The organism is Leptospira paudalimensis (genome assembly GCF_026151345.1).
Taxonomy (GTDB): Bacteria; Spirochaetota; Leptospiria; order Leptospirales; family Leptospiraceae; genus Leptospira_A; species Leptospira_A paudalimensis.
Genome location: NZ_JAMQPR010000001.1, coordinates 724,089 through 739,288 on the forward strand (window position 1 = coordinate 724,089; position 15,200 = coordinate 739,288).

At 36.0% G+C, this 15,200-nt stretch carries 15 protein-coding genes; 5 read left to right on the forward strand and 10 right to left on the reverse strand.

The annotated features are described in order from the left end of the window. Nucleotides 1-4: 4 nt before the first annotated feature. Complete coding sequence (locus tag ND855_RS03365; RefSeq protein WP_265357189.1) at nucleotides 5-3,076, reverse strand: hypothetical protein; 3,072 nt, start codon at nucleotides 3,074-3,076, stop codon at nucleotides 5-7. A gap of 89 nt (nucleotides 3,077-3,165) precedes the next feature. On the opposite strand from ND855_RS03365, the gene ND855_RS03370 reads away from it, so the two are divergent. Beyond that, a complete protein-coding gene (locus tag ND855_RS03370; protein ID WP_265357190.1) occupies nucleotides 3,166-3,789 on the forward strand; it encodes a trimeric intracellular cation channel family protein in 624 nt (207 codons plus the stop codon). A gap of 193 nt (nucleotides 3,790-3,982) precedes the next feature. Next, nucleotides 3,983-5,503, forward strand: a complete 1,521-nt coding sequence (locus tag ND855_RS03375) for an HDOD domain-containing protein (RefSeq protein ID WP_265357191.1) — start codon at nucleotides 3,983-3,985, stop codon at nucleotides 5,501-5,503. Nucleotides 5,504-5,541: 38 nt separating this feature from the next. Here the strand turns inward: ND855_RS03375 and msrA are convergent, their stop codons facing one another. From msrA to ND855_RS03395, 4 genes are all read right to left on the reverse strand, one after another. Further along, nucleotides 5,542-6,207: a peptide-methionine (S)-S-oxide reductase MsrA gene (msrA, locus tag ND855_RS03380; protein ID WP_407658697.1), complete on the reverse strand. Its 666-nt coding sequence runs from the start codon at nucleotides 6,205-6,207 to the stop codon at nucleotides 5,542-5,544. 89 nt (nucleotides 6,208-6,296) lie between these two features. Beyond that, a complete protein-coding gene (locus ND855_RS03385; RefSeq protein WP_322113518.1) occupies nucleotides 6,297-6,899 on the reverse strand; it encodes a hypothetical protein in 603 nt (200 codons plus the stop codon). Then, nucleotides 6,868-7,233, reverse strand: coding sequence for a TSUP family transporter (locus ND855_RS03390; RefSeq protein WP_100717674.1), 366 nt, complete (start codon nucleotides 7,231-7,233; stop codon nucleotides 6,868-6,870). Before ND855_RS03390 ends, ND855_RS03385 begins: the two co-directional genes overlap by 32 nt. Next, entirely contained in the window at nucleotides 7,230-7,976 is a 747-nt protein-coding gene (locus tag ND855_RS03395; protein ID WP_265357192.1) for an MBL fold metallo-hydrolase, read from the reverse strand. Before ND855_RS03395 ends, ND855_RS03390 begins: the two co-directional genes overlap by 4 nt. Before the next feature lie 116 nt (nucleotides 7,977-8,092). Between ND855_RS03395 and ND855_RS03400 the strand changes: the two genes are divergently transcribed. Continuing rightward, complete coding sequence (locus tag ND855_RS03400) at nucleotides 8,093-8,446, forward strand: rhodanese-like domain-containing protein (RefSeq protein WP_265357193.1); 354 nt, start codon at nucleotides 8,093-8,095, stop codon at nucleotides 8,444-8,446. A gap of 5 nt (nucleotides 8,447-8,451) precedes the next feature. Here the strand turns inward: ND855_RS03400 and ND855_RS03405 are convergent, their stop codons facing one another. From ND855_RS03405 to ND855_RS03420, 4 genes are all read right to left on the reverse strand, one after another. Then, a complete protein-coding gene (locus ND855_RS03405) occupies nucleotides 8,452-9,654 on the reverse strand; it encodes a diguanylate cyclase (protein WP_265357194.1) in 1,203 nt (400 codons plus the stop codon). A gap of 112 nt (nucleotides 9,655-9,766) precedes the next feature. Then, entirely contained in the window at nucleotides 9,767-11,347 is a 1,581-nt protein-coding gene (locus ND855_RS03410; RefSeq protein ID WP_265357195.1) for a methyl-accepting chemotaxis protein, read from the reverse strand. Between the two features lie 233 nt (nucleotides 11,348-11,580). Then, nucleotides 11,581-12,420: an SGNH/GDSL hydrolase family protein gene (locus ND855_RS03415; protein WP_265357196.1), complete on the reverse strand. Its 840-nt coding sequence runs from the start codon at nucleotides 12,418-12,420 to the stop codon at nucleotides 11,581-11,583. Between the two features lie 58 nt (nucleotides 12,421-12,478). Further along, nucleotides 12,479-13,078 (reverse strand): TetR/AcrR family transcriptional regulator, encoded by a 600-nt coding sequence (locus ND855_RS03420; protein WP_265357197.1) that lies wholly within the window; start codon nucleotides 13,076-13,078, stop codon nucleotides 12,479-12,481. A 98-nt stretch (nucleotides 13,079-13,176) separates the two neighbouring features. Between ND855_RS03420 and ND855_RS03425 the strand changes: the two genes are divergently transcribed. Together ND855_RS03425 and ND855_RS03430 are read left to right on the forward strand one after the other, a co-directional pair. Continuing rightward, nucleotides 13,177-13,647, forward strand: a complete 471-nt coding sequence (locus tag ND855_RS03425; protein WP_265357198.1) for a nuclear transport factor 2 family protein — start codon at nucleotides 13,177-13,179, stop codon at nucleotides 13,645-13,647. A gap of 217 nt (nucleotides 13,648-13,864) precedes the next feature. Next, nucleotides 13,865-14,308 (forward strand): DUF2141 domain-containing protein, encoded by a 444-nt coding sequence (locus ND855_RS03430; protein ID WP_265357199.1) that lies wholly within the window; start codon nucleotides 13,865-13,867, stop codon nucleotides 14,306-14,308. Between the two features lie 127 nt (nucleotides 14,309-14,435). Here ND855_RS03430 and ND855_RS03435 read toward each other — a convergent pair whose 3' ends face one another. Continuing rightward, nucleotides 14,436-15,170, reverse strand: coding sequence for a hypothetical protein (locus ND855_RS03435; protein ID WP_265357200.1), 735 nt, complete (start codon nucleotides 15,168-15,170; stop codon nucleotides 14,436-14,438). Nucleotides 15,171-15,200 lie beyond the last annotated feature (30 nt).

Genomic DNA, 15,200 nt, shown 5'->3' on the forward strand with positions numbered 1-15,200 from the left:
AAAACTAAGGTGTACACGCTAAATTGTATTCGATTGCACCTAAGGAGACAAATCCGTCTCCACCAGGCCTTGTCCCAACTCCATTATAACTATCAGCGATAATGTTGTTAGTAGACTTCGTGATGAAGCAGGAAGTAGCAGTTGTTGGGATATAATTCGCCACGACACCAAAATTTAATCCTAAATTTGGGTCCAAGTTCAAATTATTCCCAAAATTAGAACTCAGTCCTAGTGGGGTGATACAACCCAAACTTCCAGGTACTCCTCCTGCACACAAATCTGTATAATACAACGGAGCTTTGTAGACAAGGTTTGAACAATTATGAAATACATTGAATCGGATTGAAGTTTGTGGACCAATAAGGTCTACGATACATGCATTATTTCCCGCATTATCATTTAACAAAAATATATTGTTTTCGACTAACGTAGATGAGTTAGAGTTAATTTGTAATACAGCTTCATTCCCAGAAACAGAAGATGTTCCGCTGCTCACAGTGTTATGGTAAATCTTGAGTGGACTAAATACTCCTGAGATATTGATCCCTCTTGCATACACATTGCTTGAACCATTTTGGATCCAATTATTCGCAACTAAAAATCCAGAAGGTGATTGAAGGTTGATTCCGGAAACCATTGTTGATGCTGTTCCATTGGCATTTCCCATTCGAATATAATTACCAGAAATGGATGAAGTTGCATTAAAGGAAGTCGCATTGATACCGACAAGAATCGCGGAAGATACACTTGTTGCACTCCCACCTTGGATTGTATTTCTTTCAATGATTGCTGTGGCACCACCAGAAGAAATTTCGATTCCATAAGTATACGTTGCAAAACTTGCATTGATTGTGGAACCAAGGAAGATATAGTTATTTCGAATGGTATGACCTGCCGTTAGATACATACCAGCAGACTTAAAGGAAGCTGCAGTACCTGTTGTGATGCTATTCCCCTGGAGAGCAGAGCCAATCTGAATTCCTGTGGGAGATTGGATTCGAATTCCAATTGATGTATTGGCAGTGCCAGCTACCAATTGATTCCCAGATAGAACTCCTGTGGACGAATTACTTAATGAAGAAATGTCAAATGCAATGGATAGTGTCGAAGTTCCTGCAGTGGTATTATCCAAAGGTAGGGATGTAATTTGGTTGAGGCGGATATTTGTGACATCTAAACCTACACTTCCATTATAAAAAATCCCACGTGAAATGACTTGAGTGCCTGTACCATTTCCACTATCAATTGTATTCCCCACAATGAATGGAGTGATTAAGGCAGCAGAAGTCATATAAACACCCGCGGTGTTACAATTGATTGTCGTACAAATTCCACCCTCAATTTGATTGCGAACCAAAATTGGTGAACTATTGATCGCATAGATACCACTGGATACACTCGTGCCAGTACCACCATTAATAGTATTATCAATGATTCGGACACTGTTTGTCGAATCCAGGAACACTCCTGTCATATAGGGAGCATTGTCTCCCGATAATATCTTAAAACCAGATATGGTCACTGCCCCTGTCACCGAAGAATCTGCAGCGATCGAAGCACAAGGATTGATGCTATTTGCTGTAGAACAAAAAGCTGGAACCATATCCATAAGGATCGTTGAATCTTTGTCAGTTGGTTTCCATTGTGTAAATCCAGGTTCATAACTTCCAAAAAGGGAAATTCCTGAGACTAATTGGATTCTTGCTCCTACTGCAGCGGGGTCATAGGATCCTTGTGTGACAAGTACGGCGCAATCATTTGTAGGACAACCTCCAAAACTATCAATTGCAGGTTGGATATTCCTTTTGGGAGTTGCTGTTGTTAATCCGTCGTTTAAATCATTTCCGGTAGCATCAGAAACATATCGTAATGTAGATGGAACTAAATACGTTAGGGTTACACTTGTTGAAAGTGGATGGGAGCCAATATTGGAAAGGCAACTTAGGGCTAATGAACGATTGCCTGTCACCCAACTATCTGTTGGGGCTGGAGACACTATGAGAGTATCATTTGTAAAATTGGTGGTTGCCAATGCAAAATTGATGGGAAGTGACAGGTTGGTGTTTAAAGTTCCAGAAGAGCCCGCACAACTTCCCGTATTCACTTCTGCTGAAAAGACCAATCGTAATGATTCAGTTGTCTGTAAGATACCACCATTCCTCGGAGTATAATCCAATACACTAAAACAATTTGCTTGTATGGAAACAGTGCCTGCAACTGTTCCTGATGTTGAAGATAATACACATTGGTGGTTTGTCGGAACTGATACAATTTGTACGTTGTATGTACTTGTTGGTGGTAAATCCGTTGCAAATCGATTTAAGCCATTGGTTGTAATGGAAATTGTCTCACTTCCATTATTACTTAATATTAATGTTCCAGAACCAATTCCAAAGGAAGTAATCTCGATTGGGTAAGCTGTCGAAGTACAACTGATGGCAATATTTGTGATATTTGCAGAAGCAATGGTTCCAGAAGCATTTGTCACAACACAATTTTGCACTGGATGGTTAGGTTGTGTTGTGACTGATATATTATAGGTGCTTCCGCTAACGTAGGTTTGAGTAAATGCAAATGTTCCAGAAGCAACTGCAACAGACAAAGTGGATCCATCAAATGAATTGGTGAGAACTAAACCTGTGGCTCCATCAAGACCAGAGATGGTTCCACCTATACTGTACCGAAGTGGATCACAATTAACGATGATAGTTGCGATGTTTCCGAAACCAACAACACCTGTTCCACCATTCACGGTACAAGTTTGGTTTGGTAAGATTGGTTGGTTTGTGATCGAAACATTAAAATTTTCGCCAGTGAGTAATTTAGATGCAAACTGGTAATCACCATCCGAATTGACAGTGATGGTTGCTTGTCCTGAATTTAGTGAAAGTTTAAGCCCCGAACCAAGGAGTCCCGAGACTTTGACAGAAATGGTGTAGGGCCCAGTGTTTAAAATGCTTTTGAGTTGCAAATAGTCAGATACTGACTGCATGATACTTTTGGAAATAGTGGGGATACAAGCTTGGAAAAGAAAAAATACAATGAAAACATGTTTCCTAAAGGATTTGCTGATCATAAAAAGAACACTCTATTAATGATAACAATTGAGAGGGTAAATGATTGTCATTTTATTTCCGTCTAAAATGAGAAAATTAGATTATTTTTATGGATTTTAGCTTTTCTTATTACATTGGACTTGCGGGTATCATGGTTTTTGCGATCTCTGGAGCTGTTGCCGCTTTGGAACACAAAGAACACCATCATGATGTTTTTAGTGTTTTTTTTACTGGTTTTATCACAGCGATCGGGGGTGGGACATTACGAGATATCACACTTGGAAACTATCCCGTTTCTTGGGTTAAAGATGAAAACATTTTGTGGGCAATTTTTCTAGGTTTTTTACTCGTCATTTTTTTTCCAAAAAGTTTGACCAAACTCCGAAGTGAACTCTTTTTATTTGATACCTTAGGAATTGGAATCTATACTGTGCTTGGAACAAGAATTGCTCTCGACCATGGTGTGAATTTTTTTGCTTCAGCATTACTAGGAATGATATCTGCAATCTTTGGTGGTGTGATACGAGACACACTCATGAACGAAGTGCCATTTATTTTCCGAAAAGAAATATACGCTACTGCTTGTTTGGCGGGATCCATCTTGTATCTTGTTTTACATTCATTCCAATTAGATGGTAATCTAAACTTAAGTCTTTCTGCAAGTGTAGTTGTCATCATTCGAATCATCGCAGTGAAATATAATTTAGGATTACCTAAGATTAAAATTTTTTGAATCCCTGCCCAAAAATGTAGCAATTTTAGTGAAGGAACGAATCTTTTTTTCAGTACTTACCACAAAAATGCGAACCCCATCTTTTTCCTGTTAAACGCTTGCTTTTCTAAAATCATTGCATTCGATGGAGAGGGAACGTATACAGTTCTGAGAGGATTAGGGGATTCCCCACATCCCTGTTTCAAGAGGTTTTATGGCTAGTCCAAAAGCTGTTTCATTAGAGTTCAAACGTGAATTGGGCCTTCATACCAATATTGAAGATATCAATCATCCTATTGTTGAAAATACTCCTTTCCATTTTAAATTTTTTCAAATCACTGATGAAGTAGAAAATACATTATACCAAACTCTTGATCGATTTTTATTACAATTGGACCTAATTATTGTTAGAGATTCGGTTCTCGCAGCAATGAAAGAAACTGTTACGAATGCAATCAAAGCCAATGCCAAACGTGTATTTTTTAAAAATAATTCAACAGACATTACCGATGAAAAAGAATACGAATCTATAATTAATGAATTCAAATCTACTTATATTGAAAACAGAGATGAGATAGAAGAATCTCTTCAAAAAAATAACTACGGTGTTTTCGTATCCTTTATCCATAATAGAAGTTTAATGCGAATTCGAATTATGAATAATGTCCAGTTGACACCTATCGAAGCTGAGAGAATCAAAGAAAGAATATCTAAGGCTAAAACATACAATGATTTAGCGGATGCTTTTATGGATATGTCAAACGATCAGGAAGGTGCAGGCCTTGGTCTTATCATGACTCTCATGATGTTAAAAAATGATGGTCTTGGTGAATCAGCTTTTAAGTTTGAATCTGGCGAAAACAAGACAGTATTTATGATTGATATTCCTGCAAAAGTTTCTAAGGAAAATCAACAGTTAGAGAAAATAGATCATATAGTTTCTCAAATCGACAATCTCCCTACGTTCCCTAAATCGATCAAAGATATTCAGGACGCAATCGACAAACCAAATTCCAGTATTGGAACCATTGCTGAAATGATCAAACGTGATATTGCATTATCAGCTAATATCTTAAAACTCTCTAATTCAGCTGCATTTAGAAGAGGAGGTAGGGTAGAAAGTTTAGATCGTGCCATTCAGTTAATTGGTCTAAAAGAATTACAAACTCTTTTGTATAGTTTGGCAACCAAACAAATGTTAGAAGATAAGTTCCCTGCGTTTACAGCAATTTGGGAAAAATCAAATGAATCGGCATTTTATTGTAAGTCAATTGGCCAAAGGATGGAGTTAAACAAATCAGACCTCAGTAACTTAATTGCGGCATCACTCTTACATGACATTGGCGAAATATTGTTGTTATCATTTGACAAACACCACATGAACAAAATCAAAACGTTTTCAACTTCGCGTGAAATTGCCTCAACAATTAGTATGGAAGAGTCTGCGATAGGAATCACTCATTCTAAATTAGGAGCAATGGTAGGTGAAAAATGGGGTTTCCCTATCCTTTATACAAAGGCAATGGAATACCACCATCGACCACTACTGGTAGATGATGTGTATATTGATATTATTTATCCTATTTATCTAAGTGATATGATGATTGCCATCAATGCAAAGGAAGCTAAGTCCTCTGAAATTCCTGCGGAGATTCTCAAGGTATGTAAGTTCCAATCTAAATCAGAGTTTGATTCGTTTCGTACAAAAATTAAAGAACAATACTCAGCAGACTAAAAAGTTTCATTCTATACAGAATCTATCATTTGCCATTCTTATGGTAGAGAATTGAACCTCAAAGTTTTTTGATAAGCTTGGTATCGTTTTTCAAATTCATTATATCTCGTAATGGATACAGCTAAAACATACGATTGATTGGGATTGTTTTGAATAAAATCTTGGTGATATCCTTCAGCTCGATAAAAATGTTTTAACTTTTGAAATTCTGTTACAAAATTTCCTTTCCAAATGTTCTTTGATTGGATTTCTTTTTGGATTTCCTTTGCTGTTTTAAATTCTTCATCATTGGAATAAAAGAGTATGGAACGGTAGGAAGACCCAACATCTGGTCCTTGCCTGTCTTTTGTTGTTGGGTCATGTGAGAGAAAAAATACTCTACATAATTCCGCATAACTCACTTTAGATGGATCGTATATGATGAATACTGATTCCGCATGACCAGTTGTTTCTGTATTTACTGATTCGTAAGTTGGGTTATCTGTGTGTCCACCTGCATAACCAGAAGTCACATTGACTACACCAGGAATGGATTCAAAAATATGTTCGGAACACCAAAAACAACCTTCGGCAAATACTGCAATTTTTTGACCTGGTTTTGTGGTCAGTGGCACTGACTCCACCTTCGAAGTTTCCGTAACAGGACCGCAAAACAAATAAAAAACAGCCATTGCCAAAATTGGAAAGTAAGGAAGAGGGTACATAGATCGCTTGGGAAGGAAGGTCATATTGGTTAGATAGTTCCCATCGCATTTTAGTCGTAAAATCTTTTCAAAAGGAAGCTGAATGAGTCCTATGGAGGTGTGACATCTTTTTCATATGGGAAATGATCTCTCGAATTTGGCGTTTCCATCCCATTTTGGTAAATGAAAATTCGATTGTTTCCCGAAAACTGTGCCAAGGGTTTGTGGAATTTTTGTTTTAAATAATAACCGAAAAGAATGAGACTTAAACAGAAGAAAAGAATCGTTTGGTTATTGTCTTTGGAATGGAGAAAATAAAAGGAACCAACTAAAACGAATGTTTGGCTTAGAAGCCAAATGAATGTTCGGTTTTTTAAAAAAGAAATCCATCCAATTTCTGCAACTTGGTTTCGAATCCCTTGTACGAGGATGCCTAAAATGGGAATCCGAAGTAAAACTCCCAAAAATCCAATCACTACAATTAGAATTAATATGAGCCAAAGGGAAGTGAATACCAAATTCCACCAAAAAAGAAATGTGATGGGTGGGATGAACACTTCAGGAAAACTAATTCCATAAAAAAGAAATCGAATTAAGAACCAAAAAAGTGCAATATAAAATCCGAACACCATTGAATGAAAAATTGATTCAGATGTTCGTGCAACGATATTTTTATCAATTTTATTTCGGGAAAAATACCATTTTAAGCCCAACGATCACCGTGAAGATTCCAAAAAATCGAGAAAGTACACTCGTATCGATTTTTGAAGCTGCCCCTGCACCAAAGATACTCCCTAATATAAATCCTACACTAATGAGAGCTGCAGCAAATAAATTTGTTTCTCCTCTCGTATAATATATGTAAGCTGCCACGATTCCAATTGGTGGTACCATCGCAGCTAATGTTGTACCTTGTGCTAATTTTTGATTGAAGTCAAAAAAATACACAAGAGCAGGAACTAATAAAATACCACCACCAATCCCAACGAGTCCTCCGAGAACTCCCGCTCCAATTCCTAATAGTAAAAATAAAATTCCGATACTCATACAACTTTCCCACAAGCACGATTCGCAGGCACTGCTTCGTGTATTTTTTTTGGTTCTGGTAAATTTAAATTGTCCATAATTGATTTAAATTCCTCCAACGATTTTTTTGCGATTCTCGGATTCCAATTTTTTTCCTCACCAATCGTTGTAGAAACAAACCCTTTATAATCATGTCCAGGAAATACAACTGTATCGTTTGGTAGTTGGAATAATTTATTGGTAATTGAATTGTATAATTCTTCGGCACTTCCACCTTGGAAATCTGTTCTGCCACAACCTCTAACAAAAAGAGCATCTCCGGTAAAAACATATTTTCCATTGAGAAGTAAAGAAATCGAACAAGGGGTGTGACCTGGTGTGTGGATTACTTCTAGATAGAGTTTCCCAATTTGTAACACATCTTTGTCTTTTAAAAAATGAGTCGCACATTCAGCTCCAGATAAATGAGGTGCATAAGCTTCACATCCGGTTTGATCTCGTAACTCACCTGCAGCCGTTATATGGTCTGCATGCATATGAGTTTCGATGGTCGCAACCAATTGAAATCCCATCGAAACTAAATAGTCTAAATCTCTTTCTAACTTCTCAAGAACTGGGTCAATCAGGACTGCCTGCTTTGCAGATTTTTCGAGTAATAAATAAGTCCAAGTCCCTGATTCTATATCATAAAGTGGTTTGATTTCGATTTCATTGTTCACGTCAGTAGTCACCATGGTTTGATTATCCTTAGTCCGATCATTCATTCAACTCCAATTTAATGTAGGCGAGGTCCCGTAAGGGATAATACCATACCCCCTATGGTATATAGTTTTTCTTGACTCATTCCATGGCAACTAAAAAATGGAAAAAAGAGGTAATTATGAAAACATTTGTAATAGTGGGAGTGATCATTGGATTCCTCTTCGTTTTTGTAAAAAAAATTCAATCAAAAGGAGATAAACAAATGGTTCAAGAATGGATTCAGGAAGGGGCAGTTGTTGTTGATGTAAGGACTAAGTCTGAATTTGCGGAAGGTCATTTTCCAGGAGCCATCAACATTCCTGTTGATGTATTACCTATGGAATTAGGTACATTCAAAAACAAACAATCTAAAATTGTTGTTTATTGTCGATCTGGTGCAAGAAGTGAAAGGGCAAAACAAATATTATCGGCGAGTGGATTTTCTTCCGTCATCAATGCAGGTGGATTATCAGATATGCCTAACTCACGTTAACTAGTTTAAGAACCTACACCAATCGGGCTCTTCGCTTTAAATTGGTGTAGTGAATAAAGATCTGCTAATTTGTTTTGCGATTCGTTTGATAAATCGACAAATTCCGCACCTAATCTGTAATTGTTTTCACCTATCTTTTGTTTACGAACAACTTTGATTTTTGCACTGATTTCATGTTTGGAGTCGGATTCGCGTAATAACACAGATATGGGTTCGTTCACCAGTAAATCATCTTCTGTCTCAAATGCAATTCCAGTAATTGAAATATTTTTTGAAATAGAACGAATGGTTCTATTTGGTAAAACACAAAACAATTCTAAGTTTGCTTCAAATCGTAAACTACTTCTTTTTTCGTTGGAATACACAACGATTTGATTTTTACCTGAATCTTTTGCTGTATATAAAGCTCTATCAGCAAAATCATACATATCTTCACATCGTTTTACTTTTTCAGGAAAAGAAACAAGCCCACCACTAATTGTAACAGGTTTACCGCTGATTTGAATGGTTCTGCATGCTTCTAATAATTTTTCGGAAGCGATGAGTGCTTGTGATTCATTTGATTGAGGGAATATGATTGCGAATTCTTCACCACCAATACGACATGCAGTGTCTTCCATTCTTAAACTCGTTGCGATTTTATTGGCAACTTGTTTTAGGATTTCATCTCCCATCAAATGACCATATGTATCATTAATTTTTTTAAAATCGTCAATATCGATCACGAGTAACGAAAGATTCTGATTGTACCGTGTGGATTGTTTAAATTCTCGAACCAGTGCTGTTTCAAAATGCCTACGATTGTATAACCTAGTCAGTTCATCCACCAAGATAAGTTTTTCAGTTTCAGCAAATAAACGTAGTTCGATGATTTTAGGATTTTTAATTTTATGGGTTTGATTGATAAAATAATCAAGCAGTGCAACACGAAAACCAACAGGACGTTTTAAACAGTTTGAGAGTTTGTTTTTGTTTTCTAAAACTTCGTTCCAAATCTCTTTAGAATCCGATTCTGGAATGTCGAGCGAGGTTAACACCTTCAAAACAGCAGAGTAAATCTGGGAATGGTCTTGGTTTTGAAATTGGTTTTTTTGTAATTTTTGAATGAGTAATTCTTCATTGTATGGATCTTCTTCGAGAAGGTCCATTATCGTATCTTCGATACGTTGGCCATTCCTAGGCCTATGAGATGTATGGGATTTGATCATTTCCGATTTCACTTCTGCGAGAAATTTATTGCCAATATCCCAAAAATCTAGAAGGATTCGAAGTTGTAAAGACAGGTTTTAGTTACGAACTGAATTCATCTCATCTAAATCCCTAAACGATATTCAATTGTTTTGCCTGTGAGTGGATTTCATTGATCTCTTCGTAGAGGAGTTCAACTGAATCCGCGAGTTTTTGCGTAGTTTCGTCGATGACAGAAATCGCACGGTTGATCTCCTTACTACCTGTCATTTGTTCCTGTGCGATGATTCCAATTTGTTCGGAAAGGACATGGAGTTCTGAGAACGTATTTCTGAGTTTTAGGTTCAGGACTTCTTGTTCTGTCACATGTCCCTCTAAACCTAAAATTTCGCTTTCAATCCGTAACAATTCGTTATTTTGATTTTCTACTTGCGATTTCACTTCTTTGGAGAATCGAGTGCCCTCGTTAATTTTTAGTCCAGCGTCCTTTACAATTTTTGCAATTGTTCCTGCATTGGACTGCGAACGTTCCGCCAATTTAGCTACTTCTTGAGCAACAACTGCGAAACCTCTACCGTGTTCACCTGCACGTGCAGCTTCGATTGAGGCATTTAACGCGAGTAAGTTGGTTTGGTCGGCAATTTCTGACATCATTTGGTTGATTTCTTCGACTTTCGAAAATGCTTGGTTGAGTTCTGAATAGATGCCGTTTAATTCTTCTGAAGAAATTTTTACTTTTTTACTATAATCAGCAGAAATACTGACATCCTTTGCAATTTGCATTGTTTTAGTTTTCACACTCTCACTTATATTTTGGAGAGATAAAAAGTTTTGATCTACAATTTTGACCCGTGTGACTTGGTCTTCTACCAAGTTTGCAGAACTAATCGCAGATGAAGAAAGTTCTTCAACGGATGCGGAAATTTCTTCGACCGATGCTGCTTGGTTTTGCGATTGGTTGTGGAGTTCGTCAGACATGGACTGTAATTTGTCTACAGATAAGGCGAGAGTGTTTGCTGATTTTTCTAACTGATGTGATTTGTTTGTGATAATTGATTGTTTATCTAAACTTTCTTTTAACTTAGTTTTTAGGTCATTTTGCATTTCTCTCATCAAAGAAACTACGAATCGTAAACTAAAAATAACGCCAAAATAGAAGATAATCTTCTGAACTTCTGTGGTGACAATGATATGATTGGCTCTTAACATTTCTGGGAATGGTTTTGGAATAAAAACAGAACCTAATGAATGGGACAAATAAATCCCACCGATATACAAAAAAGTTGATACTATACCGATCGTCATCACCAATTTAGTATCAAATAAAAAACTGGAATAGATAGCGATAAAGATGAAGATGATGTAAAATATTCCCGTACTTAATGTGTTACTAGCATCTGCTTTTGTATAATTATTATAAATATCTAAATAGAAAAAACACACGATGATCATCAAATCGATAAAGACTATGGATGCCGCCATTCGTTTCGAAATTTCTTTTTCTTTTTTGAGTAAATAACCTGGTATGATGGCATTGACTAAATAAATCAGGGAACCTATCAAATTGGGTAAAAAACTTTTAGTCGCATAATTGGAGGCAACACCTAAAAGGAAAATAATTCCTAACCCATACTTAGTAAAAACGATGAGAGAAACACCTTTTCGGAATAACGTTCTTTCAAATTTCTGTATTTCATCTGTTTCTATAGCCATGTTTCTTCCTCAATGTAAGAGACGAAAATTATCGTAGAATTCTGAGATTCCTTTGTTTGTACGGGTGGAAACGAAATTTTGTCTAGAAAGAAAAGATTACGATGCCTAAAATGCTTCGTAGTACTCCTTAAATTTGGAGAGAAGGCTTTCGTTTTTTAGCAGATTCAAAAATGAATCCAGGGATTTCCGACATAAATCTCCTGGATGTTGGAATTGAATGTATTAGTAGAATTTTATATTCTTTCTGAAATCAAAGTTTCTAAAACCATTGTTTCAACTACTTGGCCACCACGTTCATTCAAATGGATTGCGTCAGTTAGATAATAATATCCGTTAGCCTCTCCTAAATCATTCCAAGAGGATGTAGTGGAATAATACTTTAAAATTGTCCAATACATGTTCCAAGTACTTTTGACATAAGGTGTTTTCTTGAGATTTTGTACCGATAACAAACCTTTTGTTAAAGTTTCATGGAGTGGTTTGTACATTACTTTTTGTTTTGTAGCGACTTCTTTTGTAAGTTCTGCAAAACGTTTGGATCTTAAAAATGGAATGGAATTCGGATCTTCGCCTAAAATTGGAGGAGAAAAAAGAATGATCTTTGATTTGGTTACATTTTGGATTCTCCTCACAATTGTTGTTAGATTCTGAACAAAACTATCTTCAGTAACTGGTTCTTTTAAATCCCATAAACTTGCATATTGATCATATTCCTCTTTTGATAATGTTGCTTTTAAATCATTGGTTCCTATCATGATAAAAACATAATCTGGTTGTAGTTTGATTACAGAATCGAGTTGTTCTAGGATTTGTACTGTCAATCGACTGTTGATCCCTTCATTAACAACTAATGCATTTGCCAACTTTGGATTTTTCCTGATTGATTCGACATAATCATAACTCACTCGACCATGAGTAATACTATCACCTAAAAATACAATTTTGGGTGATTTAGAAACATCTCCTTCTAATGTTCCTTTTAAATTATTAGAAGGTACCTTGGTTGCTTGGAAAACAACACATGATTGGAAGACAATGAAAGAGAGTATTGAGATAAACTGAGTTCGTTTCATGCAAACGATGATACCTGAAAGATTCTAAATTAAAAAGAAGAAAATCATTGAATCAGTGTTATTTCTTAAGTGTTTCTAAAAATAACTCTAACCAAGGTTTAAGATCAGAAAAAATAGGTTTTTTGTGTTTCAGCAATAGCCGGAAGTACAAAGTTCCATAAAGAATGTCCATACAAACTTCTATGTCATCGTCACTTAATGGTTTGATTTGTTTAGTTTTGATTGCATTTTCAAAAAAAACTTTTGCGGCCAATCTTCTTGGTAATAAATATTCTTTCAGGACGGACTCAGAAAGTTCCTGATCTTGTTGGCCTGCACCTATCAAAGTTGCGATTACTTTTCCAAATTTTCCATTAAATAAATTTGATAAGGATTCCATTTGATTGATTAGGGCTTTGTTAAATGGTTCGTTAGTTGGGAACTCCAAAAAAGGTGAGATTAAATGAGAAACGGAACTCATTGCTAATTTTGCCTTATTGGGCCATCTTCTATAAATGGTAGTTTTTGCAATGCCAGTTTTGGAGACAATTTCATCCAATGAAAAACCATAATACCCTTTTTTTGCTAACATTTCATAGGTAACTTTTAATACGATTGGTTCCAAATCTTCCGATCTGGGTCTTCCTTGTGTTTTGAATGTATTTTTTTTCTGAACCATAGGGGAATCTTTATAAAAAATGGATTGACGTCAATTATATTTCGATACTATCAGTGTTGATATTCGATACCAATAGTATCGTAATTAAAGGAGTTAGTATGAGGCCTGTATTGTTGTTGGCAACATTGGTGTTGGGAAGTGTAGGGGTATTCGCTAAAACAAGCCGAATTTCCAGTGATAAGGTATTGGAAACGTTTTTTAACGAATTTGGGAAAGGAAATATGGCAGGAGTTATCAGTTGTTTTCATGAGAAAACTGTCATCACAGCAGTTCGTACTGGAAGTCGAAACGAAGGTCAGTTATATGGATCTTACCAAGGACTCAAAGGTGTGGAAGATTTTCTTTCCAATATGGGAAAAGAATTTGATACAAAACAATTCCAAGTAGAAAACATCGTTGGGAAAGGGAATGTCGCTTATGCTAGTGGATCTTTCCTCCATATCATCAAAGACACAGGCAAACCATTCCAAAGTGATTGGGCACTCAAGGTTGAATTAAAAGATGGAAAAATTATTTCCTATCATTTTTATGAAGACAGTGCTTCCTATCTTTTGGCTTCTAGAAAATAAGAATCTATGAATGACAATGCCAACCTCTTAAATGTGAAGTGAAAACATTTTAGTGGTTGGTATTTTCGTGCCTAAGAAGACTCTCTTCACCCATATCTCTGGAAATCCATTCCCTCGGTTTGAAAAAAAATATAAAAAAAGTTTGACGGGGTTATGGATACGCCCTAAATGTTGACAATGTAAACAATGTTGTCACTGGCAACAAAGGAGTCTTGGAATGCAGTTGGTCATAGGATTATTTGGGATAATTTTCTTTTTCCCTTTTTTTTCGTTATTCGCAGGTGATTTGGAAGTGGAGATACTGAATCGTAAATCCAATCAATCAGTGATTTTGTGTGCATTGTATGAAACGGAAAATGGATTTCTTTCAGATGAAAAACTTGCAAGTTATAAAATTGTGGGAGTGGAAACTAATCATCAGAAAACTACCTGCCAATTTAAAGGGATCCCGGATAAACAGTATGCAGTTTCTGTGTTAGAAGACTTAAATCGAAACGGAAAAATGGACACAACATTCATTGGTTTGCCAAAAGAACCTTGGGGAGTTTCAAGGAATCCACCTATACATACATTCGGACCACCTACCTTCGATGAGGCGGTATTGAATGTAAAATCAAAACTAGTCATCCAAATCAGGTTGAATCATAAGGATTCAAAATGAATCCCTATCTAGAGTATAATCGTTTAGCTTTGATAACAGAAGCAAGTATTGGCATCGGAAAAGATTTTGCGTATGAATTGGTTAAAAATGGTTTTTGGGAATAAGTAAAAGTAGTGGATTGCCTTCATTATGATTTTGTTTCCATTTCCTGATTGGGAATTTCTTTAAATAAACGGAAAAAGTACATCTCAACAAATGCTTTGATTACGAGTGTGATAATAGGTCCTGATACTGGAAGTTTGATCATTAGTATGAGTGCACCGAAATAAAAAAATAAGAATCCAAAATAGAACAAAGGTGTATATTCCCAAAGCTCAGATGGATTATTATCTGCACCTATTAGTGCTCTGAATGATTGTAACATCCGTTGGAATTGGTTATGTTTTGGGATTTTTGGTGTACCCATCGCCACCCAAGCCCAAGATTCATTGTATTTTTTATATGCTTTTGATTCAAAAAAATCAAAAAGTTTTGGTAAATAACGATACAATGTAAATAAAAAGATCCCCCAAATATAATACTGCTCTTTGGTGTTGAGTGATTGGTAAAGAGTTAAAAAATTAAAATTAGTTTCCAATACACCTGTGGTTGCAACGCTCAAGAAGAGTTCAATCATCATATAAAAGAAAAAATTAAAACCAATGAGTAAACTTATGATGCAAAGTAGTGCAATGAATAGGATGACACCAAAAAAAGGTACAAAGATAAAATAAAATATTTTTCCAATGACTGGTTTTGGAATTTCCAAATCTTGTAAACCAGCTTCTTTACCCTGTTGGATGGCAGCAAAAATAGCACAGGATATGAGTCTTAACATTCCAAAACCAAAAACAAAATAAAGTTCGGGATACAGTGCGATCATGATATTTCTAGGTTCTGATGAAAAAATAAA

What these genes read in the sequence shown, in the direction of transcription:
- ND855_RS03415 (WP_265357196.1), bottom strand. Translation starts at nt 12,420, where the DNA reads ATGAAACGAACTCAGTTTATCTCAATACTCTCTTTCATTGTCTTCCAA.
- ND855_RS03405 (WP_265357194.1), bottom strand. Translation starts at nt 9,654, where the DNA reads ATGATCAAATCCCATACATCTCATAGGCCTAGGAATGGCCAACGTATC.
- ND855_RS03395 (WP_265357192.1), bottom strand. Translation starts at nt 7,976, where the DNA reads ATGAATGATCGGACTAAGGATAATCAAACCATGGTGACTACTGACGTG.
- ND855_RS03375 (WP_265357191.1), top strand. Translation starts at nt 3,983, where the DNA reads ATGGCTAGTCCAAAAGCTGTTTCATTAGAGTTCAAACGTGAATTGGGC.
- msrA (WP_407658697.1), bottom strand. Translation starts at nt 6,207, where the DNA reads ATGTACCCTCTTCCTTACTTTCCAATTTTGGCAATGGCTGTTTTTTAT.
- ND855_RS03425 (WP_265357198.1), top strand. Translation starts at nt 13,177, where the DNA reads ATGAGGCCTGTATTGTTGTTGGCAACATTGGTGTTGGGAAGTGTAGGG.
- ND855_RS03365 (WP_265357189.1), bottom strand. Translation starts at nt 3,076, where the DNA reads ATGATCAGCAAATCCTTTAGGAAACATGTTTTCATTGTATTTTTTCTT.
- ND855_RS03410 (WP_265357195.1), bottom strand. Translation starts at nt 11,347, where the DNA reads ATGGCTATAGAAACAGATGAAATACAGAAATTTGAAAGAACGTTATTC.
- ND855_RS03390 (WP_100717674.1), bottom strand. Translation starts at nt 7,233, where the DNA reads ATGAGTATCGGAATTTTATTTTTACTATTAGGAATTGGAGCGGGAGTT.
- ND855_RS03370 (WP_265357190.1), top strand. Translation starts at nt 3,166, where the DNA reads ATGGATTTTAGCTTTTCTTATTACATTGGACTTGCGGGTATCATGGTT.
- ND855_RS03400 (WP_265357193.1), top strand. Translation starts at nt 8,093, where the DNA reads ATGAAAACATTTGTAATAGTGGGAGTGATCATTGGATTCCTCTTCGTT.
- ND855_RS03420 (WP_265357197.1), bottom strand. Translation starts at nt 13,078, where the DNA reads ATGGTTCAGAAAAAAAATACATTCAAAACACAAGGAAGACCCAGATCG.
- ND855_RS03435 (WP_265357200.1), bottom strand. Translation starts at nt 15,170, where the DNA reads ATGATCGCACTGTATCCCGAACTTTATTTTGTTTTTGGTTTTGGAATG.
- ND855_RS03430 (WP_265357199.1), top strand. Translation starts at nt 13,865, where the DNA reads ATGCAGTTGGTCATAGGATTATTTGGGATAATTTTCTTTTTCCCTTTT.